The 26,934-nt window shown below is 50.2% G+C and carries 21 protein-coding genes; all 21 read left to right on the top strand.

Annotation, left to right across the window (positions count from 1 at the left end; genetic code table 11):
* Positions 1-360: 360 nt before the first annotated feature.
* The 21 genes from HQ865_RS03650 to HQ865_RS03550 all read left to right on the top strand — a co-directional run bounded on the left by HQ865_RS03650 (position 361) and on the right by HQ865_RS03550 (position 26,502).
* Complete coding sequence (locus HQ865_RS03650; RefSeq protein ID WP_237073740.1) at positions 361-1,536, top strand: ABC transporter substrate-binding protein; 1,176 nt, start codon at positions 361-363, stop codon at positions 1,534-1,536.
* Entirely contained in the window at positions 1,536-2,681 is a 1,146-nt protein-coding gene (locus HQ865_RS03645; RefSeq protein ID WP_173417708.1) for a CaiB/BaiF CoA transferase family protein, read from the top strand. Before HQ865_RS03650 ends, HQ865_RS03645 begins: the two co-directional genes overlap by 1 nt.
* Complete coding sequence (locus tag HQ865_RS03640) at positions 2,678-3,814, top strand: CaiB/BaiF CoA transferase family protein (RefSeq protein WP_173413582.1); 1,137 nt, start codon at positions 2,678-2,680, stop codon at positions 3,812-3,814. Before HQ865_RS03645 ends, HQ865_RS03640 begins: the two co-directional genes overlap by 4 nt.
* Positions 3,811-5,064 carry an extracellular solute-binding protein gene (locus tag HQ865_RS03635; RefSeq protein ID WP_173413581.1) on the top strand — a complete coding sequence of 418 codons (1,254 nt, stop codon included), beginning with the start codon at positions 3,811-3,813 and terminating at the stop codon, positions 5,062-5,064. The genes HQ865_RS03640 and HQ865_RS03635 overlap by 4 nt, the downstream gene beginning before the upstream one ends.
* Entirely contained in the window at positions 5,048-6,124 is a 1,077-nt protein-coding gene (locus tag HQ865_RS03630; protein ID WP_173413580.1) for a Gfo/Idh/MocA family protein, read from the top strand. Before HQ865_RS03635 ends, HQ865_RS03630 begins: the two co-directional genes overlap by 17 nt.
* A gap of 557 nt (positions 6,125-6,681) precedes the next feature.
* Positions 6,682-7,128, top strand: a complete 447-nt coding sequence (locus HQ865_RS03625) for a MaoC family dehydratase (protein WP_173413579.1) — start codon at positions 6,682-6,684, stop codon at positions 7,126-7,128.
* Between the two features lie 6 nt (positions 7,129-7,134).
* Positions 7,135-8,439: an L-fucose:H+ symporter permease gene (gene fucP, locus HQ865_RS03620; protein WP_173413578.1), complete on the top strand. Its 1,305-nt coding sequence runs from the start codon at positions 7,135-7,137 to the stop codon at positions 8,437-8,439.
* On the top strand, positions 8,439-9,686 hold the full coding sequence (locus HQ865_RS03615; protein ID WP_173413577.1) for a ribulose-bisphosphate carboxylase large subunit family protein: 1,248 nt from the start codon (positions 8,439-8,441) through the stop codon (positions 9,684-9,686). Before fucP ends, HQ865_RS03615 begins: the two co-directional genes overlap by 1 nt.
* Positions 9,687-9,690: 4 nt before the next feature.
* Positions 9,691-11,088, top strand: coding sequence for a four-carbon acid sugar kinase family protein (locus tag HQ865_RS03610; RefSeq protein ID WP_173413576.1), 1,398 nt, complete (start codon positions 9,691-9,693; stop codon positions 11,086-11,088).
* 369 nt (positions 11,089-11,457) lie between these two features.
* Entirely contained in the window at positions 11,458-12,123 is a 666-nt protein-coding gene (locus HQ865_RS03605; RefSeq protein WP_173413575.1) for an aspartate/glutamate racemase family protein, read from the top strand.
* Between the two features lie 165 nt (positions 12,124-12,288).
* Positions 12,289-13,572, top strand: a complete 1,284-nt coding sequence (locus HQ865_RS03600) for a bile acid:sodium symporter family protein (protein ID WP_173413574.1) — start codon at positions 12,289-12,291, stop codon at positions 13,570-13,572.
* 228 nt (positions 13,573-13,800) lie between these two features.
* Positions 13,801-15,210: an L-fucose/L-arabinose isomerase family protein gene (locus HQ865_RS03595; RefSeq protein ID WP_173413573.1), complete on the top strand. Its 1,410-nt coding sequence runs from the start codon at positions 13,801-13,803 to the stop codon at positions 15,208-15,210.
* A gap of 6 nt (positions 15,211-15,216) precedes the next feature.
* Positions 15,217-16,026: a transketolase gene (locus tag HQ865_RS03590; RefSeq protein WP_173413572.1), complete on the top strand. Its 810-nt coding sequence runs from the start codon at positions 15,217-15,219 to the stop codon at positions 16,024-16,026.
* Positions 16,027-16,261: 235 nt separating this feature from the next.
* Positions 16,262-17,230 (top strand): transketolase family protein, encoded by a 969-nt coding sequence (locus tag HQ865_RS03585; protein ID WP_173413571.1) that lies wholly within the window; start codon positions 16,262-16,264, stop codon positions 17,228-17,230.
* A 629-nt stretch (positions 17,231-17,859) separates the two neighbouring features.
* Positions 17,860-18,798: a D-ribose ABC transporter substrate-binding protein gene (locus HQ865_RS03580; protein WP_173413570.1), complete on the top strand. Its 939-nt coding sequence runs from the start codon at positions 17,860-17,862 to the stop codon at positions 18,796-18,798.
* 189 nt (positions 18,799-18,987) lie between these two features.
* The gene (locus tag HQ865_RS03575) at positions 18,988-19,608 is read left to right on the top strand and encodes a DUF2291 domain-containing protein (RefSeq protein WP_173413569.1); all 621 of its coding nucleotides are present in this window, start codon (positions 18,988-18,990) and stop codon (positions 19,606-19,608) included.
* A 1-nt stretch (position 19,609) separates the two neighbouring features.
* Positions 19,610-21,118 (top strand): sugar ABC transporter ATP-binding protein, encoded by a 1,509-nt coding sequence (locus HQ865_RS03570; RefSeq protein ID WP_173413568.1) that lies wholly within the window; start codon positions 19,610-19,612, stop codon positions 21,116-21,118.
* 6 nt (positions 21,119-21,124) lie between these two features.
* The gene (locus tag HQ865_RS03565; protein ID WP_173413567.1) at positions 21,125-22,105 is read left to right on the top strand and encodes an ABC transporter permease; all 981 of its coding nucleotides are present in this window, start codon (positions 21,125-21,127) and stop codon (positions 22,103-22,105) included.
* Positions 22,089-23,594, top strand: a complete 1,506-nt coding sequence (locus tag HQ865_RS03560; protein ID WP_237073739.1) for an FGGY family carbohydrate kinase — start codon at positions 22,089-22,091, stop codon at positions 23,592-23,594. Before HQ865_RS03565 ends, HQ865_RS03560 begins: the two co-directional genes overlap by 17 nt.
* 151 nt (positions 23,595-23,745) lie before the next feature.
* Positions 23,746-25,149: a glycoside hydrolase family 28 protein gene (locus HQ865_RS03555; protein WP_173413566.1), complete on the top strand. Its 1,404-nt coding sequence runs from the start codon at positions 23,746-23,748 to the stop codon at positions 25,147-25,149.
* A gap of 33 nt (positions 25,150-25,182) precedes the next feature.
* Positions 25,183-26,502: a glucuronyl esterase domain-containing protein gene (locus HQ865_RS03550; RefSeq protein WP_173413565.1), complete on the top strand. Its 1,320-nt coding sequence runs from the start codon at positions 25,183-25,185 to the stop codon at positions 26,500-26,502.
* Positions 26,503-26,934: the final 432 nt, after the last annotated feature.

Raw genomic sequence — 26,934 nt, 5'->3', positions numbered from 1 at the left:
TTCGTACGAAACAAGAGGTAAGTTTATTTTTTTGTGATATAGGCAATTTAACCACAAAGCGCGTAAAGGTTTTCACAAAGAGCACAAAGACTTTATAGCTTCACAACAAGCTTAACTTTGTGCACTTTGTGGTTCTTTCTTTGTGATTAAATTACCACCATCACTATACCATTTTACATCCATTCATCTATTATTAAAAGCATTCATGGCAAAATCCTACAATGCCTTGCACAGATAATACAATACCCCAATTGCCCTACCTAATAAATTTGTTTACGATAAATCTAATTCTGTTAAAATTTTAATGGGAACCTGTTGCTTGCGTACACCCGCACCGTACGTTAAGCCACTATGGTTTGCATGGGCGATAAATACATGTCTGATAATATTACTTTAAAAGGGATCACCTGGAACCATAGCCGCGGCTTTACGCCTATGACGGCCACCGCGCAGCGTTTTAATGAGCTGAACCCCCATGTGAATATCACCTGGGAGAAGCGTTCGCTGCAACAATTTGCCGACCTGTCTATCCAGCAACTGGCCGAACGTTACGACCTGCTGGTGATCGACCACCCATGGGCCGGCTTCGCGGCCAAAACAGGCTCGATACTGGCTTTTGATAAATACCTGTCTGCCGAATTTCTAAAAGATCAGGAACAGAACACCGTGGGGCACTCGTACGAGAGTTATAACTATAACGGCCACCAATGGGCACTGGCTATAGACGCGGCAACGCCCGTGGCTGCAAGCAGGCCCGATCTGTTAGAGCAGCACGGCTTAAACCTGCCTAAAACTTATGATGAACTATTAGCGATGGCCAAGCTTGGCCTGGTGGCATTCCCTGCTATCCCTATCGATTCGTTAATGACCTTTTATACCTTCTGCTGCTCGCTGGGTGAAGACCCCTGCCAGCAGGATGATACAGTAATTAGTGAGGCTACCGGTATTAAGGCATTGCAATTGTACCGCCAACTGGCTAAACATATCGATCAGGCTTGTTTTAACCGCAACCCTATCCAAACGTACGAGGCCATGACTTTAAGCGATGATATTGCTTATTGTCCGTTTGCCTACGGCTATTCCAACTATTCGCGCAATGGCTATGCCCGCAAGCTGCTGCATTTTCATGATATGGTTACGCTTGATGGCGCAAACAATCTGCGCAGTTCGCTTGGTGGTACAGGTTTGGCCGTTTCGGCTAATTGTAAACACATAGATGTGGCTATGCAGTATGCCGAATTTGTAGCATCACCTGCTTGTCAAGCCGGTTTATATACCGATAACGGCGGTCAGCCTGGGCATTTACAGGCCTGGGCGAATGCTAACACCAACGCCATCACCCATAATTATTTTGCCAATACCCTGCCCGCCCTGCAAAGGGCCTATTTAAGGCCGCGCTATTTTGGCCACATGTTTTTCCAGGACCATGCCGGCGATATCGTACGCGATTACCTGATGAACGGCGGCGACGAACGCCAAGTATTACGCGCCATGGATGAGTTGTACCTGCAATCGAAACAAAAAGTACAGGCATGATGAAACCGCTTGAAGGATTGCTGGTACTGGAATTTAGCCAGTTTATGGCCGCGCCCACGGCAGGCCTGCGCCTGGCGGATCTAGGCGCCCGCGTCATCAAAATAGAGCGCCCTGTAAAGGGCGAAGCTGGCCGCCAAATAGCCATCCGTAATATTTTTGTTGACGGCAGCAGCCTGGTTTTCCATACCATCAACCGCAATAAAGAATCGTACGGGGCCGATCTGAAAGACCCCGAAGATCTGGCGCGCGTTAAAAAATTGATTCAGCAAGCCGATGTCATCACCCATAATTTTCGCCCGGGTGTGATGCAAAAGATTGGGCTGGATTATGAAAGCGTAAAAGCTATTAACCCACGCATTATTTATGGCGTGGTAACCGGCTACGGCAATAAAGGCCCATGGGCACTGCGCCCGGGGCAGGACTTGCTGATCCAATCGCTATCAGGCTTAGCTTATTTATCCGATACCGCCGATGCCGGTCCGGTACCCTTCGGGTTGGCCACTGCCGATATGATCTGCGGTGCACATTTTGTGCAAGGCATACTGGCGGCTTTAATTAAACGCGCCAAAACTAATCAGGGCGTACTGGTTGAAGTTAGCCTGCTGGAATCGACCCTCGATCTGCAATTCGAGGTCATCACCACCTACCTAAACGATGGCGGAAAACTCCCGCAGCGCAGCAGCGTAAAAGGGAATGGTCATGCCTACCTGAGCGCCCCTTACGGCATTTATCAAACAAAAGACGCCTACCTCTCGCTGGCCATGGGCGACCTGCATAAAATTGGCCATGCCATTGGTGCCAATCTATCAGGCTATGCCGATAAAGCCAGCTGGTTTGATAACCGCGACGAGATCATAACTCAACTGGCCCAAAACATCAAACATAAAACCACCGCCGAATGGCTGGAACTGTTGGAGGCCGCTGGCATCTGGTGTTCGGAAGTGATGACTTACGAACAAACCCTGCAGCACGAGGGCGTAAAAATTTTAGGCATGCAGCAAAGCGTAACCCTGCCCGATGGCAGCAGCCTGAGTACCACCCGCTGCCCTATCCGTATTAATGGCGAAAAACTATATTCAAACGTGGCCGCCCCTCGGCCCGGTGCACAAACTGAGGCTATTAACCAACAATTTAACCTGATATGAAACCGCTGGAAGATTATTTGATAGTTGATTTCAGCCAATTCCTTTCGGGGCCGTCGGCCAGTTTAAAACTGGCCGATCTGGGCGCGCGCGTTATCAAAATAGAAAAGCCCGGCACAGGGGATATTTGCCGCCACCTGTACACATCAAATGTTATCCTTAACGGCGAATCGTCGGTTTTCCATGCCATTAACCGCAATAAGGAAAGCTTTGCGGCCGATATTAAAAACGATGAAGATAAAGCAGCCATTTGGCAACTGGTCAAAAAAGCCGATGTGGTGATGCACAACTTCCGCCCCGGTGTAATGGAGCGTTTGGGTTTTGATTATGAAAGTGTAAAAGCTGTTAACCCATCAGTAGTTTACGGCGAAATATCCGGCTATGGTAATGAAGGCCCCTGGAAGGACAAACCCGGGCAGGATCTGCTGCTACAATCGCTATCGGGCCTTACCTGGCTAAGCGGCAATGCCGGCGGGCCAACCCCCATGGGCTTATCCATTGTAGATATGTTGGCCGGCAATCATTTGGCGCAGGGTATTTTGGCTTGCCTGCTCCGTAAAACCATCAGCGGCGAGGGTGCGTTGGTGCAAGTGAGTATGCTGGAATCGGCGTTGGATTTCCAGTTCGAGGCCATTACCACTTATTTTTACGACGGCAAACTTCCCGAACGTTCAGAGAAAAACAACGCCCACGCTTATTTAGGCGCGCCTTACGGTATTTACCAAACACAGGATGGCTTTATGGCGCTGGCCATGGGTTCTATCCCACAGTTAGGTCAACTGTTAAGTTGTGATTCGCTATTGGCTTACACTGATGTTGGCCAGGCCTTTCATCAGCGCGATGAGATAAAAGCCATACTGGCCGCGCACCTGCAAACCAATACTACCCAACACTGGCTAAGCATACTGCAAGCAGCCGATATCTGGTGCGCCGAGGTAATGAACTGGGATACCCTGATGCAGCAGGAAGGCTTTAAAGTGCTGGAAATGATACAAGAAGTGCAGATGACCGACGGCTTTAAATACCGCACCACCCGTAGCCCTATCCGTATGGATGGCGAACTGTTTACATCGGTTAAAGGCTCGCCTAAACTGGGACAGGACAACGGGAACATCAATAAGGAGATTAACGCATGAGCGCCGGTACCATCCGCATAGCTGTACGCAAATTCGGGCCTTTTGAAAGTGCCCTGCAAAAGTTTTGGGATGAGTTTTGCGACCACAGCGGCTGCACCCTGAAAGCCGAAATGGTGCCGATGGATCTGGACGACCTGCACAGCAGCATCCTTGAAAACAACGGCCTGAAGAATGGCGATTGGGATATTGCCCACGTAGTAACCGACTGGCTGTACGAGGCCTGGACAAACGGCGCCTTGCTCAACCTGCAACCCTATATCGCCCAAAAACCGCCCGATGATTTTCCTAACGGCTGGAGCAGTTCGTTATTAGGCATGCAGCAATTTGGCGATGCGGTGGCTGGTCTCCCTTTTCATGATGGCCCCGAATGCCTCATCTATCGCCGCGATTTGTTTGAGGACAGCACCGAGATACAAAACTTTCATGAGCAATACGGCCGCCCTTTACAAGTACCCCAAACCTGGGATGACTTTTTAGAGGTAGCCCGCTTTTTTCATCGCCCCGAACAAAATCTATACGGCACCGTATTCGCCGGTTTGCCTGACGGGCATAATACCGTGTTCGATTTCTGCCTGCAATTGTGGACACGCGGCGGTGAATTAACCGCGCCTGATGGCACTGTTAATATCAATACCCCCGCCGCTGCTGAAGGCTTAAACTATTACAAAAACATTTTACGCGATAGGTCGGCTGTGCATCCGGATACCATGCAGTACGAGTCTGTAGCATCGGGAATGGCCTTTGCCCGTGGCGAGGCCGCTATGATGGTGAACTGGTTCGGCTTTGCATCTATGTGCGAGGTGATTGACGAATCGAACGTAAAAACTAAGGTAGATATCGCGCCTATTCCCTGCACGCCGGGCAACAAGTCCGCATCTTTAAACGTGTATTGGACTTATACCATCGGTGCGGGCAGCAAGCACAAGCAACTGGCTTACGATTTTATCCGCTTTGCTACCACCAGTCGCAACGATAAGTTGCTGACGCTTGAAGGCGGCATCGGCTGCCGTATCTCTACCTGGGTAGATGGCGGCATTAACGCCATTATCCCCTATTATCATAAACTGGAGCAATTGCACCAGTCGGCCCGTTCGCTGCCGCAAAAGGGCAACTGGGCGCAAATAGCCAAAATTATTGATGAGGTGGTACTGCAAGCCATCAATACTGATATACCTGCTGCCGACCTGCTGGCAGCCGGACAGGAAAAAATAAACCAGATAGATAAACCAACGCATGGAAATACCTTATAAACCCATATTGCCCAAAAATCCGCCGCCAATTATCATTATTGGCGCGGGCGGTATAGTTGGCGACGCGCATTTGCCGGCCTACCGTAAAGCGGGCTTCAACGTATGGGGTATCACCAACCGCACCCGTGTCCGTGCCGAAAAACTGGCCGCCGAATGGGATATCCCTCATGTATACGATACCATTGATGAAGCCGTAGCTAACGCGCCCGCTAATGCCGTTTACGATATCACTATTATGCCCGATCAGTTTGTGGAAACGCTAAACAAACTACCCGATGGCGCCGGCGTACTGATACAAAAACCCATGGGCGACTACTTTTGGCAAAGCAAGGAGATACTGGAAGTTTGCCGCCGCAAAAACCTGGCGGCAGCTATTAATTGCCAGTTGCGCTTTGCCCCTTTTGTTAGCGCGGCAAGGTACATAATAGAGCAGGGCCTGATTGGCGAGCTTTACGATATGGAAGTGCGCGTTACCCTGCAAACACCCTGGGAACTGTTCCCGCATGTGATTATCCACCCGCGATTGGAGATACAATACCACAGCATCCATTATATCGATCTGATGCGCTCGTTCCTTGGTGATCCGCGCACAGTGATGGCCAAAACGCTGAAGCACCCGGCTAAAACCTTGTCGTCGTCGCGCAGTACCATATTATTTGATTATGGCGATACCATGCACGCGGTCATCAACACCAATCACGACCACGCCTTTGGTCCGCACAATCAGGAGAGCTTTATTAAATGGGAAGGCACCAAAGGCGCTATTAAAGCCCGCATGGGCCTGCTGATGGATTACCCGCATGGCGTGCCCGATAAATTTGAATACTGTATTGTGGAAGAAGGCAAAGCGCCCGAATGGACGGAAGTTAAACTGGAAGGCAGCTGGTTCCCCGATGCGTTTGTGGGTACCATGAGCAGTGTGATGCGCTATAAAAGCGGCGAAAGCGATATATTACATACCAGTGTTGAGGATGTAATAAAAACGATGGCCGTAGTGGAGAGTGCTTATATCAGCAGCGACACAGGCGGGGTTGTGGTGGCGGAAAGGTTTGGTTCTTGATAGTTCCCTCCCTTGGGAGGGGTGCGAGTGGCCAAGAGCGCTGGCAGGGAGGGGTTTGGCGACTATGCTTTAACGTAGCCCCCCCTCCTGCCACTACACAAGTCCGGCACACCCTCCCAAGGGAGAGAACTGGGGAATATTGGTAGCAAAGCCGCGAGTTGACTCACCCGCCCGTTGCTTCGCCGGGCACCCTCTCTTGCCTTTGGCAAAAGAGGGAATAGGTTTATCCAATACTGCTCCTGCCCTCTTTCCGCGTAGCGAAGAAAGGGCCGACAAGCGAAGCGATGTCAGGGTGAGTAAGGACGGTGCAGGGCCGCAAACCCGCGTTAGGGATAGTAGTGGAAAGCCCGCAGCGTGCGGAGGGAATGCGGGGAAGCAAGCGAGGACTTGGAACGGATAGCCCGGGCCGCAGGCAACGCCCATAAAAACCGTAGAGACACGATACTTCGTGTCTCCCATTAACAGAAAAAACACAGTAAAGAGACACGAAGTATCGTGTCTCTACAGATAAAAACACAAGAGCCACAAATATGTGGCTCTACAATAAATAATATAACATGCAATTCAGATCGATATTTTTTGAGGATTACACCCTGGGCGATAAGCGCGTAACCTTTGGGCGCACTATTACCGAAACCGACTTTGTGGTACATGCCGGCCATACCGGCGATTTCTTCCCGCACCATATGGATGCCGAGTGGTGCAAAACGCAGCCCTTTAAACAGCGTATTGCCCACGGCACTATGATCTTCAGCATAGGTATCGGGCTGACGGCATCGGAAATTAACCCCGAAGCGTTTAGCAAGGGTTATGATAAGCTGCGCTTTGTAAAACCGGTGTTTATTGGCGATACCATTCACTCAGAAATTACGATATCGGAAAAGACCGAGGCCAAAAACCCCGAATACGGTACGGTGACCGAGCATGTAGAAATTATTAACCAGCACGGCGAAGTGGTGGTAGTGTGCGATCATTTATTACTGGCAAAAAAGAAAACAACCTAAAACAATATGGCAAACATTAGCAACGCGGCCGACAGCGCCGTTATTGACGAACAGGCACTAAAGGGCAAAACCTTGTTGGTGCCTTTCATTCTGATCTGCTGCCTGTTCTTTTTATGGGGCATGGTGCATAATTTGGATGGCATACTGATCCCCCATTTAAAAAAAGCCTGTCAACTTAATAACGCGCAGTCGACACTGGTAGATACGGCCATTTTCCTGGCCTACTTCCTGATGGCCATCCCGGCAGGTATGCTGCTTAAAAAATGGGGGTACAAAAAAAGTATCATCACCGGGCTTACGCTGGCCGCCATTGGTGCGCTTTTCTTTATCCCCGCGGCCAATGCGGTAAGCTATCTCGCATTTTTGGGATCGCTGTTCATTATTGGTTGCGGCATTGCCATATTGGAGACGGCAGCCAATCCTTACTCTGCCGTATTGGGCGACCCGGCTAAAGCTACAACCCGATTGAATTTAGCAGCTGCCTTTAATGGCGTGGCGGCAATGGTGGGGCCGCTGGTAGGTACCATATTCATCCTATCGGGCAAAGACCTATCGGCCACAGATTTGGCTAAGATGCCATCAGCAGAGCGCTCGGCCTACCTGTTGCACGAGGCCGCATCGGTAAAAGTACCTTATGGTGTATTAGCGGGCGTGCTGGTGTTGGTGGCGTTTTTATTCTGGATAACCAAACTGCCCGAGATCAAAAATGTATCGAAAGAAGAGACCACCGGCGGTAGCTTTTTTGGCACGCTGCGACATAAGCATTTAAAATGGGGGGTTATCGCGCAGTTTTTTTATGTAGGCGCGCAGGTTTGTGTCACCAGTTTCTTTATTAAAATGGCCATACAGGGCGGTGGTTTTGATGAAAAGACCGCGGGTTACTACCTGGCCGTTTACGGTGGCTTTTTTGTGGGCGGTCGCTTTTTAGGCACAGCCCTTTTACAGTTTATTAAAGCGCCTAAATTATTAGCTATCTATTCAGTATTGGCTGCCATACTTTGCCTTGTTGCCATACTGGGGAAGGGCGTTTATGTGGTATATTGCCTGTGGGGTATCGGCTTTTTTATGTCGATTATGTTCCCTACCATATTTGGGTTGGGTATAGATGGTTTGGGCGAAGATACCAAACCGGCATCGTCGTGGATGATCATGTCGATTGTTGGCGGCGCGATCCTGCCTTACGTAATGGGTATGGTGGTAGATATGAGCCACGACAAGATCCAGCCCGGCTACATTATCCCACTCATCTGCTTTTTAGTAGTATTGTACTACGGCGCAAGCGGCTACAAGATCAAAAAACATTTATCGTGATGGAACGCATTATTGCAAAATATTATATAGAAACCCCCTACGAGTTGGAAAAGGCGGCGGCTGTGCTGGCGGGCGAACAATCGTCGGGTACCTTTGTGGCCGTTCCGGGTGAGACAGAGGAGTTGAAGCAGCGCTTTGCCGCAAGGGTAGAAAAGATCACGCCGATGGAATCGGTTAGTGAACCAGCTATCCCCGGTGCTACAGCTAAACCGGGGGCAATGTATCACAGGGCCAATATCGAGGTATCATGGTCGATAGAGAATTTTGGCTATAACCTGCCGGTGATGGTATCTACCCTGCAGGGTAACCTGTACGAGATCACACAGTTTACCGGCCTGAAGCTGATGGATATCGAACTGCCGTCATCGTATGCCGATAATTTCATCGGGCCACGCTTCGGCATTGCCGGATCTAAAAAAAGCGCCGGGGTTGAGGGCAGGCCGATGATCGGTACCATTATTAAACCAAGTATAGGGTTATCGCCTGCAGAAACAGCTGCTTTGGTAAAAACACTGGCCGAAGCCGGGATAGATTTTGTAAAGGATGACGAGTTGCAATCAGCGGCAGCTAACTCTAAATTCGAGGACAGGGTTGATGCCATTATGCGGGTGATTAATGATCACGCCCATAAAACAGGTAAGAAGGTAATGTATGCCTTTAACCTGAGCGATGAGGTGGACAATATGCTGCGCCGCTACGAATACCTGGTGAAAGCCGGCGCCACCTGCGCTATGGTGAGTATCAACAGTGTTGGACTAAGCGGTACTAAAAAAATATGCGACCAGGGCGAACTGGTCATCCACGGGCACCGCAACGGTTGGGGCATGCTGAATCGCCACCCGCTGCTGGGTATCGAGTTCCCTGCTTATCAAAAGATATGGCGGTTGGCCGGCGTAGATCAGTTGCACGTGAACGGCATTGCCAATAAATTCTGGGAGTCGGACGATTCGGTGGTACGGTCGATAGAAGCTTGTCTGAAACCTTTGTTCAATCAGCAAAACCCTATCCCGGTGGTATCGTCAGGCCAGTGGGGCGGGCAGGCTTTCGAGACCTGGCGGCGTACCCAAACTACCGATCTGCTGTATATGGCCGGTGGCGGCATTATGGCCCATCCGGATGGGCCGACTGGTGGCGTTATTGCCCTGCAACAGGCATGGGAAGGCGCGGTGAAAGGCTTAAGCTTAGCACAAACCGCGCAGCAATACCCTGAATTTGGTCACTCGGTTGAAAAATTTGGCAATAAATAAACCAATGGCAAAGCACAACCTTTTACTGGCCTACTACGGCGACGATTTCACCGGCAGCACCGATGCGCTGGAGTTTTTAAGTCGCGCGGGGGTAAAAACCGTGCTTTTTATTGAAGCGCCTACAGTAGCGCAACTGGCCAGGTACAAAGGCCTGCAAGCTATAGGCGTAGCCGGGATGACCCGGGCCATGCCACCCGCCACGATGCAGCATGAATTGGTACATGCCTTTAACGCCCTGAAGAAACTGGGCGCGCCGCATGTGCATTACAAAGTATGCTCCACGTTCGATTCGTCGCCTAATATTGGCAGCATAGGTTGCGCGGCCGATGTGGGGGCGGGTATTTTTCGAGCGCCGTTCATCCCATTACTGGTGGCAGCACCCGTTTTGGGCAGATATTGCCTTTTCGGCAACCTGTATGCCCGCATGGGCATTGGCAGCCAGGGCAGCATTTACCGGCTCGACAGGCACCCATCCATGAGCAAGCACCCATCTACCCCTATGGATGAAGCCGACCTGCGCCTGCACCTGGGTAAACAAACCCAGCAGCAGATTGGGCTGATAGATATAAACACCATCAGCGGCGATGAGACGGCCGCCGAGAATAAACTGGAACAACTAATAGATAATGGCGACGACATTATCCTGTTCGACGCGCTGGAAGATAAGCACCTGCTGCCTATCGGTCAGCTGATAGATCAGTATGCCGACCGTTCGCGTCCGTTGTTCTCTATCGGTTCATCGGGTATCGAGATGGCATTGGGCCAACTGTGGCAGCAACAAGGTATCACCCAAAACAAAACCGATTGGCAGCCCTTGGGAAAGGCAGAAAGTATGCTGGTGGTATCGGGCAGTTGTTCGCCGGTTACGGCCGGACAGATCAGGTACGCGCTTGAGCATGGCTTTGCGGCCATTGCATTAGATACCGTTAGCATGGCCGAAAAGATGGCCTCACACGAAGATGTTTTAGACATGGTTGAAGCCTGTGCCGATGAAGCGACCTTGCACATAACAGCGGGTAAACCGGTTATTGTACATACCAGCCTGGGTACTGATGATAGCCGCGTTGAAGCTACCTACCAGGCCCTATCAAAAACGGGGATGACCCGGCAAGACATTCTTGAAAAAACCGCGCACCTGTATGGGCAGGTGCTGGGCTGGATAGCGCTTGCTGTTGCTAAAAATATTAAACTGCAAAGGCTGATAATTGCCGGCGGCGATACATCAAGCTTTGTGGCGCGTGCCCTGGGTATCGAATCGGTAGAGATGATTGCGCCGGTATCGCCGGGGGCACCACTATGCCGGGCCAGCGCGCCAGGTAGTGCCGTTGATGGCATTGAAGTGAATTTTAAAGGCGGGCAGGTTGGTGCCGAGGATTATTTTTTGAGGGTTTTGAACGGCTGAGTGGCGAGGACTCACCCGGTCCGCGCTTCGCTGGACCACCCTCTCTTGCCTACGGCAAAAGAGGGGATGATTTGCCAGCACAACTCCTGCCCTCTTTCCGCGTAGCGAAGAGAGGGTCGACGAGCGAAGCTACGTCGGGGTGAGTCGAAGCCGGTAGCAGAGCAGCAACCACGCGTTAGGGATTGCAGCGGATACCGGCCTGGTGGCTAAGGCCCGTGCAGTATGAGCGGAAAGCCCGGGCCGGAGGCAACGCCATTGTGATAAGGATAAAAAGAGACCGGGCGTAGAAACCCCTCCCTGCCACCGCACAAGCCAAAACACCCCTCCCAAGGGAGGGAACTGATAATTACTAAGAAGGAAATACAACATATGAAACCAAAAACATTGGGATTGATCCATACCTCGGCAACGCTGATACCGGTATTTCAGCAATTGTGCAAGGAGTACTTGCCGGGCGTGAACACTTTTAACATTGTTGATGATAGCCTGGTGCGCAATATCCGCGAGCGCGGTGAAGTTACACCGGTCATTTATAAACGTGTGGCCGATTATGTAGATTCGGCTATCGATTCGGGGGCCAATTACGTGCTCGTTACCTGCTCATCCATCGGCGCGGCTATTGAAGCAGCGGCGACAAAAGCGAGTGTGCCAGTGCTGCGTGTAGATCAGCCGATGGCCGATCTGGCAGTGCAGACGGGTATGCGTATCGGCGTGATCGCTACGCTTTCCACCACGCTTGAACCTACCAGCGATTTGGTGAAACGCAGCGCGGAAGCAGCAGGTAAATATATTGAGTTAACCGCCAAACTTTGCGATGGCGCTTTTGAAGCCCTGATGAGCGGCGATGCCGCCACACACGATCAGATCGTCGGTGATGCCCTGCGCGAATTAGGCAAGCAGGTAGATGTGATCCTGTTGGCACAGGCCAGCATGGCCCGGGTGGTGGATATATTGAGCGACGAGGACAAGCGCGTGCCGATAGTAGCCAGTCCGCCGAATGCGATTAAGTATATAGCGGGGGTTATTAATAATTAACACCACCATACCGTCATTGCGAGGTACGAAGCGCTCTCTAAGCCTCACCCTACCCTCTCCAGAGGAGAGGGTTCTACAAGCTTTTTAAGTCCTCTCCTTTGGAGAGGATTTAGGTGAGGCCTTTAAGATACGCATAACGGTGGGAAGATTTTAGAAGAATAAAACATGAAACTATTCCGAAAAATATGCCTGGGTGTTAGCATAATGGCATTTATTTGCCTGCTGGCCGGTATTATAGGTAACAGCCCGGTGGTTTGGCAGCCGGCGGCGGTAACAACGGCCATTTTGTTTGCCATTGGCGCGGGCAGCGTGGTTTTCCTGCATAACTACCAGTACACCGCCTGGATCATCGTAGCCGTGGTTGTGGCCATGATCTATCCGCATGCCTTTATCAAATGGGGACCGGTTGATCTGCGCAACAAATGGCTCATCCTGGTGATTGTGCAAATGGTAATGTTTGGGATGGGGATCCAGATGAGTATCCGCGATTTTTCGGGATTGGCCAGTACGGGGAAAGGTGTGCTGATCGGCTTGGCCTGTCACTTTTCGGTAATGCCGCTGATGGGTTTGCTGCTGACCAAAATATTCCACTTCGAGCCGGAAATTGCGGCGGGCATTATCCTCATCGGTTCGTGTAGCAGCGGGCTGGCATCTAACGTAATGGTGTATCTTTCGCGCGCTAATTTGGTGCTATCGGTAACGGTTACGGCCATGGCCACCCTGGCAGCGCCTTTCCTTACCCCATTGCTGATGCGTTTGTTGGCGGGTACACTTATCGAGGTGAAATTTGTGAATATGATGATGGAGATCATCAAAATTGTCATTGTACCTATCGGTGCCGCTTTTGTGCACGATTTTTTGAAGCATGCATCGCCGAAAGGCAAAAAAAACACTGTTGTAATTGCTGTATGTTGCATTGTTTGGTTGGTTTGCCAGGCTTTGTTTTTGTGGGATATCCAGGCCGCTCACCTGCCTGATGCCGCCCTGCAGTCGGCAACGGTATTTAACTTCCTTACCGGGGCGTTTGTGGTTGGCGCGGCTTATCATCTGCTGTACCTGAAAGCGTCAAAGGTTGATGAATATATCCCCTACCTGTCCATGTTCGGCATTGTTTATTTTACTACGGTTACTACGGCCGCGGGCAGGGATAATCTGCTTAATGTGGGCTTGCTGTTATTCCTGGCATCTGTTATTCATAACGGGGCTGGGTACTTTTTCGGTTACTGGCTGAGCCGTATTTTCGGGCTGGACAAAAACTCGGCACGGACGATTGCCTTTGAAGTTGGTTTGCAGAATGGCGGCATGGCATCGGGACTGGCCGGCACTATGGGCAAATTGGCTACGGTTGGTTTGGCGGCGGCGGTATTTAGCCCGTGGATGAATATTTCGGGAAGTATTTTGGCTAACTACTGGCGCAAGCGACGGGTGCAGGATGAAAAAACACCATAACCCCATAGAGACACGATACCTCGTGTCTCACCACTGCAATTTCTTATATGCGTAACAGAGACACGAAGTATCGTGTCTCTACATCGATTCTCCCATCAGGATAAAATCCTACAATATCCTGATAATTCATTATCACAAATACATACATTTATGCAATAGCTTTGAAATATCATCTGTTTCTCTTGCAGATTTTACCCAATTATAAAAAGAATATTATAACACGTTTATATGAGTACTAAAGCCACCTTAGGCGTAATTATTGGCAACCGCGATTTCTTCCCCGACCGTTTGGTGTCCGAAGCACGGGCAGATATCCTGGCACTGTTTAACAAACTTAACCTCAATGCTATTCTATTGGGCGAAGACGAATCGAAGTTGGGCGGCGTAGAGGGCTTTAGAGACGCGAAGCGTTGCGCCGAGCTATTTGGCAGGCACCGCGACGAGATCAGCGGGATACTGGTGATCCTGCCAAACTTCGGCGATGAAATTGGTGTAGCTGAGACCATCAAACTGTCGGGACTGGATGTGCCGGTGCTGATACAAGCTTATCCCGATGACCTTTCGAAACTTGACGTAGCCCGCCGTCGCGATGCCTGGTGCGGGAAGATCTCGGTTTGCAATAACTTATACCAATTCGGCATTAAATATACGCTCACCAGCCAACATGTAATTCACCCTAACCAGCCTGAATTTAGTAAGGAATTAATGGATTTTGTGGCCGTTTGCCGTGTAGTAAAGGGGATGAAGCGGGTGCGCATAGGCGCTGTGGGCGCTCGCCCGGGTGCATTCAACACCGTGCGCTACAGCGAGAAGATCCTGCAGCGCAATGGCATCTCGGTAACCACCGTAGACTTGTCGGAGATCTTAGGCCGGGCCAACCACCTTACCAAAGATCATCCCGAGGTAAAGGAGCATTTGGAAAAAATATTGAACTACGCCCCTATTGGCGGTACGCCGGATGAGGCCATGATACAAATTGCCAAGCTGGATGTGGTGCTTAACCAGTACGTAGAAGAACATCAGTTAGATGCCACCGCCATACAATGCTGGACATCGCTGCAGAAGAACTATGGCTGCAACGTGTGCACCAGCATGAGCATCATGAGCGAGAACATGCTGCCCAGCGCCTGCGAGGTGGATGTTACCGGTACGCTAAGCATGTACGCCATGCAACTGGCATCGGGTTCGCCAAGCGCACTGGTAGACTGGAATAATAATTATGCCGACGATGAGAACAAATGTGTACTGTTCCATTGTGGCAACTGGGCCAAATCATTCCTGCCGGATATCGAGATCAGCAACGCGCCTATCTTGGGCACTACGGTTGGCGTGGAGAATACCTACGGCGCGCTGGATGGCCGCACGCCGGCATCACCGCTTACCTATGGCCGCATCAGTACCGACGACCCTAAGGGCATTATTAAAGTTTACGTTGGCGAGGGCATGCTTACCGATGACGCACTGAACACTTTCGGTAACCGCGCTGTGGCAGAAATACCTGATCTGCAGGGACTGATGCAATACGTTTGCCGCAACGGTTTTGAGCACCACGTGGTAATGAACGCCAGCAAAACTGCCGGTATTTTGAAAGAAGCTTTAGGCAATTACATGGGCTGGGAGGTTTACCAGCATAATTAAAATAGCATGACCGCAGCGGAACTGAAGGCAAAATCGGTAACGTACCGAAAAAATATACTGAAATACATTGTGGGCGCCAAAGCCGGGCATACGGGCGGCAGTCTGTCTTGTATCGATATCCTGAACGTACTGTACAACGGGGTGATGAACGTATCGCCCAGGAACTTCACCTCGCCAGATCGTGACCGTTATATCCAAAGCAAAGGCCACTGTGTGGAAGCCTTGTTTGTTACGCTGGCCGATAAGGGTTTCTTCCCCGAAAGCGACCTGGAAACCTTGTGCAAATATCAATCGCATTATATCGGTCATCCTACAAAAAAAGTACACGGCGTTGAACAGAATACCGGGGCGTTGGGTCATGGCTTGCCGATAGCGGTGGGTACTGCCCTTGCCGCAAAAATGGATGATAAAGACTTTAAAGTTTATACCCTTTTGGGCGATGGCGAACTGCCCGAGGGCAGCAATTGGGAAGCAGCATTGACCGCCGCCCATTATAAGCTGGATAACCTGTGCGCCATAATAGATAACAACAAACTGCAAATAACCGGCACCAACGCCGAGGTATGCAACACCGACCCGATAGACGGCAAGTTTGAGACCTTTGGCTGGGCTGTGCGCGAGGTTGATGGCCACGATGTGCAGGCGCTGATGGATGTTTTTGCCGCTATGCCCTTTGAACCGGACAAGCCGAGTTTGGTGATAGCGCACACCATAAAAGGCAAGGGCGTAAGCTTTATGGAGAACAGCGTGAAATGGCACCATGGCGTGCCTGATGCAGCGCAGTATGAGGCGGCGCTGGCGGAGTTGGGCGCGTAACGAGTACTCACCCGGTCTACGCTACGTTTGACCACCCTCTCTTGCCTTTGGCAAAAGAGGGGATGAAGAGCCGATTGCTCCTGTCCGCTGCCCCGCGCAGCGAAGAGAGGGCCGACGAGCGAAGCAACGTCGGGGTGAGTAAACGAGACAGGAATGGCGAAACCCCTCCCTGCCACCACACATCCAACCGCACCCCTCCCAAAGGAGGGAACTTATTAATAAAGAATAAAATTAAATGGGAGCACCTATAACAAATACCGACCCGAACAACCAGCCTAACCAGGATGTATTTTCGGCTACTTTACTGGAACTGGCTAAGGCCGACAGGGATATCGTAGCCGTCACCAGCGATTCTCGGGGGTCGGGCAAATTGGTCACCTTCGGGCAAACCTTGCCTAAGCAAATTGTAGAGATAGGCATAGCCGAGCAGAACCTGGTAGGTGTTGCCGCCGGGTTGGCATCGGCAGGTAAAAAGGCATTCGCGGTATCGCCGGCCTGTTTTTTAACGGCAAGGGCATTAGAACAGATCAAGAACGACGTGGCTTATTCTGATAACCCCGTGCGCTTGATCGGCATTAGCGCCGGGGTAAGTTATGGCGCTTTGGGTACCACGCACCACAGTCTGCACGATTATGCAGTACTGCGGGCCATTAACAATATTACGATTGTGGCCCCGGCCGATAATTTCGAGACCCGCGAGGCGGTAAAGCTGGCGGTTAAACACCAAAAGCCGCTTTACCTGCGCTTTGGAAAAAAGCCTATGCCGCTGCTTACCGAAGATGAAGGCATTGGTTTTGAATTTGGCAAAGGCCGCGTAGTGAAACAAGGCCCCGATGTTGCCATTATAGCCAACGGAGAAACAGTATACCCCGCCTTACAAGCGGCCGAAAAACTGGCAAAGGAAAGCGGCATACGTGCTACCGTAGTAAGTATGCACACCATAAAACCACTCGACGCGCAACTGGTGCTTGAGTTGGCCGAAAAAACACAGGCCATTATCACTGTTGAAGAACATATGGTAAACGGCGGTTTGGGTGAAGCCTGCGCGTCGTTGCTGTTGCAAAACGGCTACAACAAACCATTTAAAATGATGGGGATACCTGATGAGTATACGGTTACCGGATCGCAGGTGGAGATATTGAACCACTACGGTATTTCGGCAGATGGGATTGCCGAAGTGGTGAATGGGGTGTTGGTGAGTTAATACCTTGTCATGCGGAACTTGTTTCGTCACCCCATCAGAAGAGCTACCACGGCGAGATTTGCGCGTGGGATGCTGAAGCAGGTTCAGCATGACATGATTTAACGCAGTCGCTCTGCTCAAGACGGGTAAGGACGAAAGACCACGTCGCGAGGACTCACCCGGTCGTTGCTTCGCTCGACCACCCTCTCTTGCCTTTGGCAAAAGAGGGGACAGATAACTATAGCGAGGGGTTTGAAACCCCTCGCTATATTACCAACACTGCTCCTGCCGGCTGCCCGCGAAGCGAAGAGAGGGGCGACGGCGAAGCAACGTCGGGGTGAGTAAGGGCGGTAACAGAGCCGCTAACCCGCGTTAGGGATAGCAGTGGAAAGCCCACAGCGTGTGCTGGAATTGTGCAAGGGAAAAGCGAGGACTTGGAACGGATAGCCCGGGCCGCAGGCAACGCCATAATGGCCATTGGTCATTACGCCCCACACACTGGCTTCAGTTTGTAACTGAAGCCTGCGGATAAAATAAAGTCTGCGACTTTATTAATATACAACCGCAAGTCACAGACTTGCTGATATCCATAGACTTCGGTTATAAACTGAAGCCATTTGAATAGATTGAGAATTATAAACCAATTATAAATGAAATACATAAAAGCACTGCTATTGCTGGTGGTTGTGGTTTTTGCGGGATGCGAAAGGCATACCGACAATCACCAGAAAAAGATGGCCATTGTGGTATCAACCCTTAATAACCCCTGGTTTGTGTTTTTGGCGCAAACGGCGGCCGCGCAGGCTAAAGCTTTAGGCTACGAATCGAAGATCTTCGACTCGCAGAATAACACGGCTACCGAGAGCGATAACTTCGAGAATGCCATTTCATCGGGCTATGGGGCTATCCTGTTCAACCCTACCGATGCCAAAGGTTCGGTAGCTAATGTGATGAAGGCGAAAAAGGCAGGCGTGCCGGTGTTTTGTATGGACCGCGAGGTGGATTCGCCGGATGCGGCTACATCGCAGATCCTGTCAGATAGTTATTCGGGCTGTGTTGATTTGGGTAAGTTCTTTGTGAAGAGCACGCACGCCAAAGGTAAATATGTAGAGATTTTGGGGATTGTGGCCGATAATAATACCTGGGCACGGTCTAAGGGTTTCCATAGCGTAGTTGATTATTATCCCGGCCTGCAAATGGTGGCCCAGCAAAGTGCCGATTTCGACCGTAACAAGGGTATGGAAGTGATGGAATCGATACTACAGGCCCACCCGGATATCAACGCCGTTTTTTGTGGTAACGATGCCATGGCCATGGGCGCCTACCAGGCGCTGGCCGCGGCAGGAAAGGCCGCTAATGTAAAAGTGATAGGTTTTGACGGTGCGGGTGATGCGATTGAGGGCATTAAGGAGGGCAAAATTACGGCTACGGCTATGCAGTTCCCTAAAGTGATGGCGCAAACGGCGGCCAACTATGCCGATGCCTATTTTAAAGGCAAGCGCGATTTCCCGAAGAAGATACAGGTGGGCGTAGAGATGGTGACGGGCGATAATATTAACGATTATATCGCCTTCGGTAAAAAGAATTAGTTGTTTTTGGCTTTGTGGCGATTTAACCACAAAGGGCACAAAGAGGAGGAAACACAAAGACCACAAAGCCTTTGTGTACGGATAATTGAGGAAGAAAAACTTTGTGCCCTTTGTGTTAATCAGTTAGCATTTTCTTAGTGCCCTTTGTGGTTAAATAGCCGCCAAGTGCACTAAAATAAAAAATAGAATATGACGAAGAAGATCATCAAATACTGCGTATTTTTTTGTATATTGGGGTTCATCGCCTACCATTCGGTTTACTTTAAAAAACTGAGCGAGGTGAAGGCCGCGGCGGCTAAAAAGTTCGACCCGGCAACTTATGCCCGCACTTACCTGGATAAGCAATTGATCCCGGCTGCTGCCGTAGCGCCTAATGCCGATACGCTGATCTCGCAATTAAAAAACAACCCGGTTAAGGCCTTTAAAGCTTATGCCCACGCGCTGGCTATTGGCAATACCCGCTTTTTTTTAGTGCAGGGCCAGGGCGTAATTACCAATATTGATGAAAGCAATGTGTACATCATCACGCCGGGCAAACTACCGCTTAAAATAGCTACCGAATATGTTTTTGGCAACGCCCTGCGCGATGCGCCCGGCATTATCGGTGTTAACGATTTTGGCAACGGGATGGACCTGAACAATGTATCGGCCGAGGTAAATAAACTGGTGCGTACTGAGGTGTTGCCACCGTTTAAAAGCAAGGTAAAAAAGGGCGATAATATCAGTTTTGCCGGTGCTTTTGAATTGAACCAGGAGCACATCAACCTGAATAATATTGAGGTGATACCCGTTACACTAAACGTTAAATAAAGTGCTGGCGGCCCAACATATCACCAAAAAGTTCACCGGCGTTACGGCGCTCAGCGATGTGAACCTGCAACTGGAAGCCGGCAAGGTAACGGCCATCATCGGCGAGAACGGCGCGGGGAAATCTACCCTGATGAAGATCCTATCGGGCGTATATGCCGATTACGAGGGGCAACTGATCTTCAAGGGCCAGCCCATCCGCTTCAATAACCCGCGCGAGGCACAGGAGGCCGGCATTGCCATCATCCACCAGGAACTGAACCTGATCCCTTACCTCAGCATTACCGAAAACCTGTTTTTAGGCCGCGAGATCCGGAACAGCTGGGGATTTTTGGATAAGACAGCTATGCGGTCGCGCGCCGAAGAATTATTAAAGAAACTGAAGCTAAATATAGCGCCGGATAAACTGGTAGCCGATCTGAAGGTTGGCCAGCAGCAGGTGGTAGAGATAGCCAAGGCCCTGCTATACGATGCCGAAGTGATCATTATGGATGAGCCTACATCGGCCATCAGCGAGAGCGAGGTGGAGGTATTGTTCGGCATCATCGCCGGCTTGAAGAAGGAGGGCAAAGCCATTGCCTATATCTCGCACAAGCTGAACGAACTGTTTAAAATAGCCGATAACTACACTGTGCTGCGCGATGGGCACACGATAGAAAGCGGGGCCATGCAGGGTATCGGTCATGATGAACTGATCCGTAAAATGGTGGGCCGCGATATTGAGATCATGCGAAGCAATAATACTTCGGCCGATAAGCCGGTGGTGTTAAAAGTGTACGATCTTACTTTGAACATTTCGGGAAATTCGGGCAAAAAAGCGCTGAAAAATATCAGCTTCGAATTAAAAAAAGGCGAGATACTGGGCGTTTTCGGTCTGATGGGAGCCGGCAGAACGGAGCTGACCGAGGCCTTATTGGGTACCTGCGGTGGTCAGCTAAGCGGGCAAATTACCTTAGATGGCAACGCGGTTAAGTTCAATTCGGTTGCCGATGCCATCAATGCCGGCCTGGCCCTGGTACCGGAAGACCGCAAGAAAGACGGACTGGTATTAGGGATGGACGTAAAAACCAATATCGCACTGAGTATTTATGATAAGATCCTACACCCGACTGGTACGATAAGTCTGAAAGCAGAGCAGCAACTGGCCGATAAGTACATATCCGCACTGAAGATAAAAACGCCCTCGGCTAAACAAACAGCCAAAAACCTGAGCGGCGGCAACCAGCAAAAGATAGTGATAGCCAAATGCCTGGCTACCCAGCCTAAGGTATTGATGCTGGACGAACCAACCCGCGGCATTGATATCAACGCCAAGAACGAGATCTACAAGCTGATATCATCATTGGCGGCAGAGGGGCTGGGCATCATCATGGTGTCATCCGAGCTGCCCGAGATCCTGGCCGTATCCGACCGCATACTGGTAATGGCCGATGGCCGTATCACTGCCGAATTTGACGGCGCAAACGCAACTGAAGACAATATCCTTAAAGCCGCTATAGCGGATAACCTGTAAAACACTATGGACGCAACCTTAGCAAGCTACAAACCCCAATTGGTAAAATTCCAGTCGCTGATAGCGCTGATATTGCTTTGCATTGGCATTAGCCTAATGTCGGATAAATTCCTAACGGTAGATAATACCTGGAATGTAATGCGGCAGATCTCGGTAAACATCTGCATATCGGTAGGCATGACTTTGGTGGTACTCACCGCTGGTATCGATTTATCGGTAGGTTCGGTGCTGGCCTTTTGCGGGGCTGTTACCGCCGGGTTACTGAAGTATGGCATAGAATTGCCATCAAACGATCTGTTTATCGGCTTTACTATTCTTGGTGCTGTAGTGGCGGGCTTGATCACCGGGGTATTGCTGGGCTTATTCAACGGCTGGGCAATTACCAAATTTAAGGTGCCACCCTTTGTGGCTACGCTGGCCATGCTTACCGTTGCCCGCGGCTTCACCATGCTTTGGACCAAAGGCTTCCCGATCTCTGATCTTGGCGACCGTTTTGCCTATATCGGTACGGGGTGGTTCCTGGGCGTGCCGTTGCCAGTCTGGATCTCGGGACTGGTGGTTATTGCCGCGGTCATCATCACCCAAAAAACAGCTTTAGGCCGATACATTTATGCCATTGGCGGTAACGAGCAGGCTTCGCGCCTTTCGGGTATCAATATTAATAAAGTGAAACTGATGGTATATGGCATTGCTGGCCTGCTGGCTGCTGTGGGCGGTATTATGGTTACCTCACGGTTAGATTCGGCGCAGCCTAACGCGGGGATGAGTTACGAACTGGATTCCATCGCTGCGGTGGTTATTGGCGGTACATCCTTATCCGGCGGACGTGGTACGATAATGGGTACCGTGCTTGGCGCCATCATCATCGGGGTATTGAACAATGGTTTGGTGTTGCTAAATGTATCGCCGTTTTGGCAGCAGGTGGTAAAGGGCGCGGTGATCTTACTGGCTGTAATTATTGATAAGGCCAATGCCAAAAACGATTAAGCTTTCTATGGATAACAACTATATACTGGCTATTGACCAGGGCACCAGCGGCACCAAAGCCATTATTTTTAACGATAAAGGCCATGCGCTGGCCAAAGCTACCGAACCGCTGCACACCATGTACAGCGAAGGTGGCTTTGTAGAGCAGGATGCCGAGGGTATCTATACCAACGTGCTGGCAGCCGTAAAAAATTGCCTTGCCGAATTTACCGTGCAGGGCGGCGATGTTACCGATATTAAAACCTGTGGCATCTCTAACCAGCGCGAAACCTTTGTGGTTTGGAACGAGTTCGGTCAACCACTGTATAACGCTGTGGTTTGGCAGTGCAAACGCTCGGTTGATATCTGTAAAGAGTTACTGGCACAAGGATTGGAACCTGAGATCCGCGCCAAAACCGGTCTCATCATCGATCCTTATTTTTCGGGTACTAAACTCATGTGGCTGCATCAGCATATCCCTTTGGTAGCCGCTACCGTTGGCGAAGGACAGGCCCATTTTGGCACTATCGATACCTGGTTGTTGTATAAACTCACCAAGGGCAAAAAGTATCTGACCGACCATACTAATGCCTCGCGTACGCTGTTCTTTAATTTAGAAACTTTACAATGGGATAAGGAATTGTTAGGCCGGTTTGGTCTTGAAAACCTGAAACTGCCGGAAATACTGCCATCATCTGCAAAATATGGGGATACCGATTTCGGCGGGTTGCTGCCCGATACCATACCGGTAATGAGCATGATCGGCGATTCGCACGCGGCGGCTTTTGGCGAAGGTTGCGTTACGCCTGGCACTGCTAAGGCTACATTGGGCACGGGCTGCTCTATTATTATGAACATCGGCAACAAACCGGTAGCATCGGGCAATGGCATGGTAACTACGTTGTGCTGGAGCACCGCTCAACAGGTCAACTACGCGTTGGAAGGTGTTATCGTATCCGCCGGATCGACCATCGAATGGCTGAAGAATGAGTTGGGCATCATCGATAATGTATCGCAAGCTGAAGCTATGGCCAATGCTGTTGCCGATAACAATGGTGTTTATCTCGTTCCTGCATTCAGCGGCTTGGGTGCGCCGCATTGGGATATGAGCCGCAAGGCGGGTATCAGTGGCTTAACCTTCGATTGCAATAAAAATCACGTGGTGCGTGCCGGGCTGGAATCTATCGCTTACCAAATAAAAGATGTGATTGATGCCATGCAGGCCGATACCGGCATCACCCTGAACGAATTGATGGTACACGGTGGCCTTAGTGCTAACCGTTTTGTTTTGGATTTCCTGGCCGATTTGCTGGATAACAAGCTTGTCCGCAGCCAAATGCCTGACGTGTCGGCCTTAGGCGCCGCTTTGCTGGCCGGTTTAAAGGCAGGTATATTTAAAGACCTGGCCGCTATTAAAACCCTCAACACGCAAAAGGAAACTATCGCGAAAGGTACGTACAGCGAAAATATGGCGCGATATTACCAGGGCTGGCAACAAGCTGTAAAATAGCTGGTACGCAATCGTTCCCGTAAAATAATCGGGCACGTTGTAGCTAAAATGCCGCGATACTTTCTTAATATCGTATAGATAAACCTGCTGCTGTCAACGCATTATCAAACAACATCATACCGCATGCCCCCAGGATGCGGATAAACCGCATATGAGCAATAACAATACACGCCGCACTTTTATAAAACAAGCCGGGATGGGTTTACTGGCTTTGCCTGCCGCATCACTGGCGGTTAATATGCCCGTTACAAATCATGCCAGTAATGCGCCTGTATTAGCACAGGTAAAAAAACTGGTGCTCAATATCCGTGATTTTGGTGCTGTTGGCGATGGGCAGACTAAAGACATGCAGGCCATACAGCAAACTATCGACAGGTGCAGCGTGCTTGGCGGCGGCATCGTGTTAGTTCCTGCCGGGAATTATCTTACCGGGGCTATCCAATTACGCTCGCTGGTTACCTTAAATTTAGAAAAGGATGCCGTTATCATTGGTTCGCCCGATTTGAAGGATTACGCCGTGATGCAGGTGCGCTGGGAGGGTAAATGGATACAAGGCTATTCGGGGCTGATCTACGCCGTGGGTGCTAAGTCAATCGCGATTCAGGGCGCAGGGAAAATTATGGGAAGTACAGTTGTAGGCGGCCGACCAACTGCTGATAACCCCTTACGCAGACCGGCATTAATTGAACCGATAGATTGCACCGGCGTAGAGTTTTCGGGCTTTTCTACCGAATACCGTGTGATGTGGTCGATCCACCTAACTTATTGTAATGCGGTAACAATAAAAAATCTACACATCCGCAGTACAGGCGGCAATGGCGATGGCATAGATGTAGATTCGTGCGAGAACGTTACCATTGATGGTTGTGATATTGCTACGGGCGATGATTGCATCTCCTTAAAGTCTGGTCGCGGCATGGAGGGTTATACCCTGCTGCGCACTACCCAAAATGTTCACATCAGCAACTGCACTTTTGCCGATTCGATATTTGCCTGCATCGGTATCGGCAGCGAAACATCGGGCGGGATAAGGAACGTTACTATCGAAAATTGCAAGTTCACCGCCGCCAAAACATTCGCGCTTTATATGAAAAGCAATGTTGGCCGTGGTGCTTTTGTCGAGAATATCAGCGTAAATAATATCGAGGTTACCGGTATGGAGGGCGGCCTGCTGCGCTTTAACCTGAGCGGCAGTGGCTTGCAGGACCAGGTGCCGGTGCCCGGTTTAGAGGGCATCCCTACCACCAAAAACTTCAGCTTTACTAATATTAAGGTAACTGATGTGCCTGTTTTGGTAGATGGCGTAGGCGTACACCCCAGCAAACCGCTGGATGGGTTTACACTAAGCAATATCAGCGGCACTTGCAAAAAGGGGATATCGCTGGCCAATATTAAAAACGCTAAGATCAGCGGGATCAATGTAAAAGGATATACCGGGCCTTTGCTTAGCACCTATAACGTAACCGGTAACGGGCTTGAAAGCGCGGCTGCCTTGCCTCAACCCAAAACACCTGACATGATACCTGTGCCAGCCACACCATACCAGTTAAAATAAATCCTATCAAACATCACCATAAAACCCGATTTTATGTATCGTTTAACAAAAAGCCTTTTATTATTTAGCGCCTGCGCTGCATTGGGGCATGTTGCTTTGGGCCAAAACACACCAGCGGCCAAACCGCCGGCTGCAATGGTGGCGGGTATCCCCGTAAATTACGATGAGGATAAAGTAGGCAACTATACCCTGCCCGATGTGCTGACCATGAAGAACGGTCAAAAGGTTACGGATAAGCAAACCTGGCTAACCAAGCGCCGGCCTGAAATAGTAAAACTGTTTGAAGAAAACCAATACGGCACCATGCCCGGCAAACCTGCAGGTATGCGTTTTAATGTATTTGATAAGGGCACACCTGTTTTTGGCGGCGGCACCATACGCAAACAGGTAACCGTTTACTTTACCAAGGATACTACCGACCAGAAAATGGATATCCTGATGTACCTGCCGGCAAAATCTGCAAAACCCGTTCCGCTGTTATTGATGATATCGTTCTCGCCAAATTCCAGCATGTCGGTTGATGATCCGGGCGTGAAGCAGGGTACCATGTGGGATAAAAATGGCAAGAAGGTGCCGGCTCCTAAAATGGGGCTGGGTTCGATGAAGAAAGAACTGATAGAACGTGTTACCGGCATGGGTTATGGCATTGCTACTATTTATTATGGCGATATCGAGCCTGATTTTAAAACCGGTTATAAATACGGCATCATCGGCAAATACATGAAACCCGGGCAAACCATCCCCGGCGATAGTGAATGGGGCGCCATATCTGCCTGGAGCTGGGGCCTGAGCCGCGCTATGGATTATTTGGAGACCGATAAGCAAATAGATGCTAATCGCGTTGCCCTGCACGGTGTATCGCGCCTGGGTAAAACCGTGTTATGGACCGGCGCGCATGATACCCGTTTTAAAGCAGTGCTGGCCAGTTGCTCGGGTGAGGGCGGCGCGGCGCTTAGTCGCCGTAATTATGGCGAGAACCTGGCACATATGAGCGACACCTCGCGCTACTTTTACCAGTTCGCGGCCCAATGGCATAAATACGCCGGCGATTTTAACCTGTCGCCGGTAGACGCGCACATGCTGGTGGCCTTAATGGCACCGCGCAGCCTGTTGTTGCAAACAGGGGATACCGACCTATGGTCTGATCCGCATGGCGAGTTTCTGTCGGCTGTATCGGCACAACCTGTTTATAATTTATTTGGATTGCAGGGGCCGGGCAACGCGCCGTGGCCTGCGGCTAAGGATGCCTCGTTGGCTTATAACCCCCTGGGCTACTTTATGCATCAGGGCGGGCACGGCACCGTACCAAGCGACTGGGATATTTACCTGGAGTATTTGAAGAAGTTTTTATAGTTGGAATTTTACCGACTTGATTTTTTGATTTCACCGATTTGAGGAAATGATTTCACCGATTTTGATTGCGGTATCGGTGAAATCATCACTTAATCGGTGAAATCACCTAAAAGAACTATTTATCATCCGGCTCTTCGTCAACAGGTTTAGTCCCGGTTCCCCTGAAGATGAACCAAAGGGCAAGTAAAACAACTAATGCGCCTAATACGATAAGGGTATCTTTCATGTAATGTTGAGTATTACGTATTAATACGTTAACGATATGGCATTATTACGTACCAATATACCAAAAGGTTAAAAATATTTACCGGTATCGTTAAATCACAGACGTATTATTTTGATAAAATATTTACGGGCGTAAAAGAACGGTCAGTCGGGTTAAAAAAGCGTAACATGTAACTTAATTGCTACACAGATACTAAAGTTTAACTT

This window comes from Mucilaginibacter mali (assembly GCF_013283875.1).
Taxonomy (GTDB): Bacteria; Bacteroidota; Bacteroidia; order Sphingobacteriales; family Sphingobacteriaceae; genus Mucilaginibacter; species Mucilaginibacter mali.
Note: the sequence above shows the minus strand (reverse complement) of the source record. Positions and strands in the feature narration are given on the sequence as shown.

Excerpts from the sequence above, each read along its gene's own strand:
- fucP (WP_173413578.1), top strand. The coding sequence starts at position 7,135 with ATGGCAAACATTAGCAACGCGGCCGACAGCGCCGTTATTGACGAACAG.
- HQ865_RS03630 (WP_173413580.1), top strand. The coding sequence starts at position 5,048 with ATGGAAATACCTTATAAACCCATATTGCCCAAAAATCCGCCGCCAATT.
- HQ865_RS03650 (WP_237073740.1), top strand. The coding sequence starts at position 361 with ATGGGCGATAAATACATGTCTGATAATATTACTTTAAAAGGGATCACC.
- HQ865_RS03565 (WP_173413567.1), top strand. The coding sequence starts at position 21,125 with ATGGACGCAACCTTAGCAAGCTACAAACCCCAATTGGTAAAATTCCAG.
- HQ865_RS03550 (WP_173413565.1), top strand. The coding sequence starts at position 25,183 with ATGTATCGTTTAACAAAAAGCCTTTTATTATTTAGCGCCTGCGCTGCA.
- HQ865_RS03615 (WP_173413577.1), top strand. The coding sequence starts at position 8,439 with ATGGAACGCATTATTGCAAAATATTATATAGAAACCCCCTACGAGTTG.
- HQ865_RS03645 (WP_173417708.1), top strand. The coding sequence starts at position 1,536 with ATGAAACCGCTTGAAGGATTGCTGGTACTGGAATTTAGCCAGTTTATG.
- HQ865_RS03580 (WP_173413570.1), top strand. The coding sequence starts at position 17,860 with ATGAAATACATAAAAGCACTGCTATTGCTGGTGGTTGTGGTTTTTGCG.
- HQ865_RS03560 (WP_237073739.1), top strand. The coding sequence starts at position 22,089 with ATGCCAAAAACGATTAAGCTTTCTATGGATAACAACTATATACTGGCT.
- HQ865_RS03590 (WP_173413572.1), top strand. The coding sequence starts at position 15,217 with ATGACCGCAGCGGAACTGAAGGCAAAATCGGTAACGTACCGAAAAAAT.
- HQ865_RS03575 (WP_173413569.1), top strand. The coding sequence starts at position 18,988 with ATGACGAAGAAGATCATCAAATACTGCGTATTTTTTTGTATATTGGGG.
- HQ865_RS03585 (WP_173413571.1), top strand. The coding sequence starts at position 16,262 with ATGGGAGCACCTATAACAAATACCGACCCGAACAACCAGCCTAACCAG.
- HQ865_RS03625 (WP_173413579.1), top strand. The coding sequence starts at position 6,682 with ATGCAATTCAGATCGATATTTTTTGAGGATTACACCCTGGGCGATAAG.
- HQ865_RS03610 (WP_173413576.1), top strand. The coding sequence starts at position 9,691 with ATGGCAAAGCACAACCTTTTACTGGCCTACTACGGCGACGATTTCACC.
- HQ865_RS03605 (WP_173413575.1), top strand. The coding sequence starts at position 11,458 with ATGAAACCAAAAACATTGGGATTGATCCATACCTCGGCAACGCTGATA.
- HQ865_RS03600 (WP_173413574.1), top strand. The coding sequence starts at position 12,289 with ATGAAACTATTCCGAAAAATATGCCTGGGTGTTAGCATAATGGCATTT.
- HQ865_RS03595 (WP_173413573.1), top strand. The coding sequence starts at position 13,801 with ATGAGTACTAAAGCCACCTTAGGCGTAATTATTGGCAACCGCGATTTC.
- HQ865_RS03640 (WP_173413582.1), top strand. The coding sequence starts at position 2,678 with ATGAAACCGCTGGAAGATTATTTGATAGTTGATTTCAGCCAATTCCTT.
- HQ865_RS03555 (WP_173413566.1), top strand. The coding sequence starts at position 23,746 with ATGAGCAATAACAATACACGCCGCACTTTTATAAAACAAGCCGGGATG.
- HQ865_RS03635 (WP_173413581.1), top strand. The coding sequence starts at position 3,811 with ATGAGCGCCGGTACCATCCGCATAGCTGTACGCAAATTCGGGCCTTTT.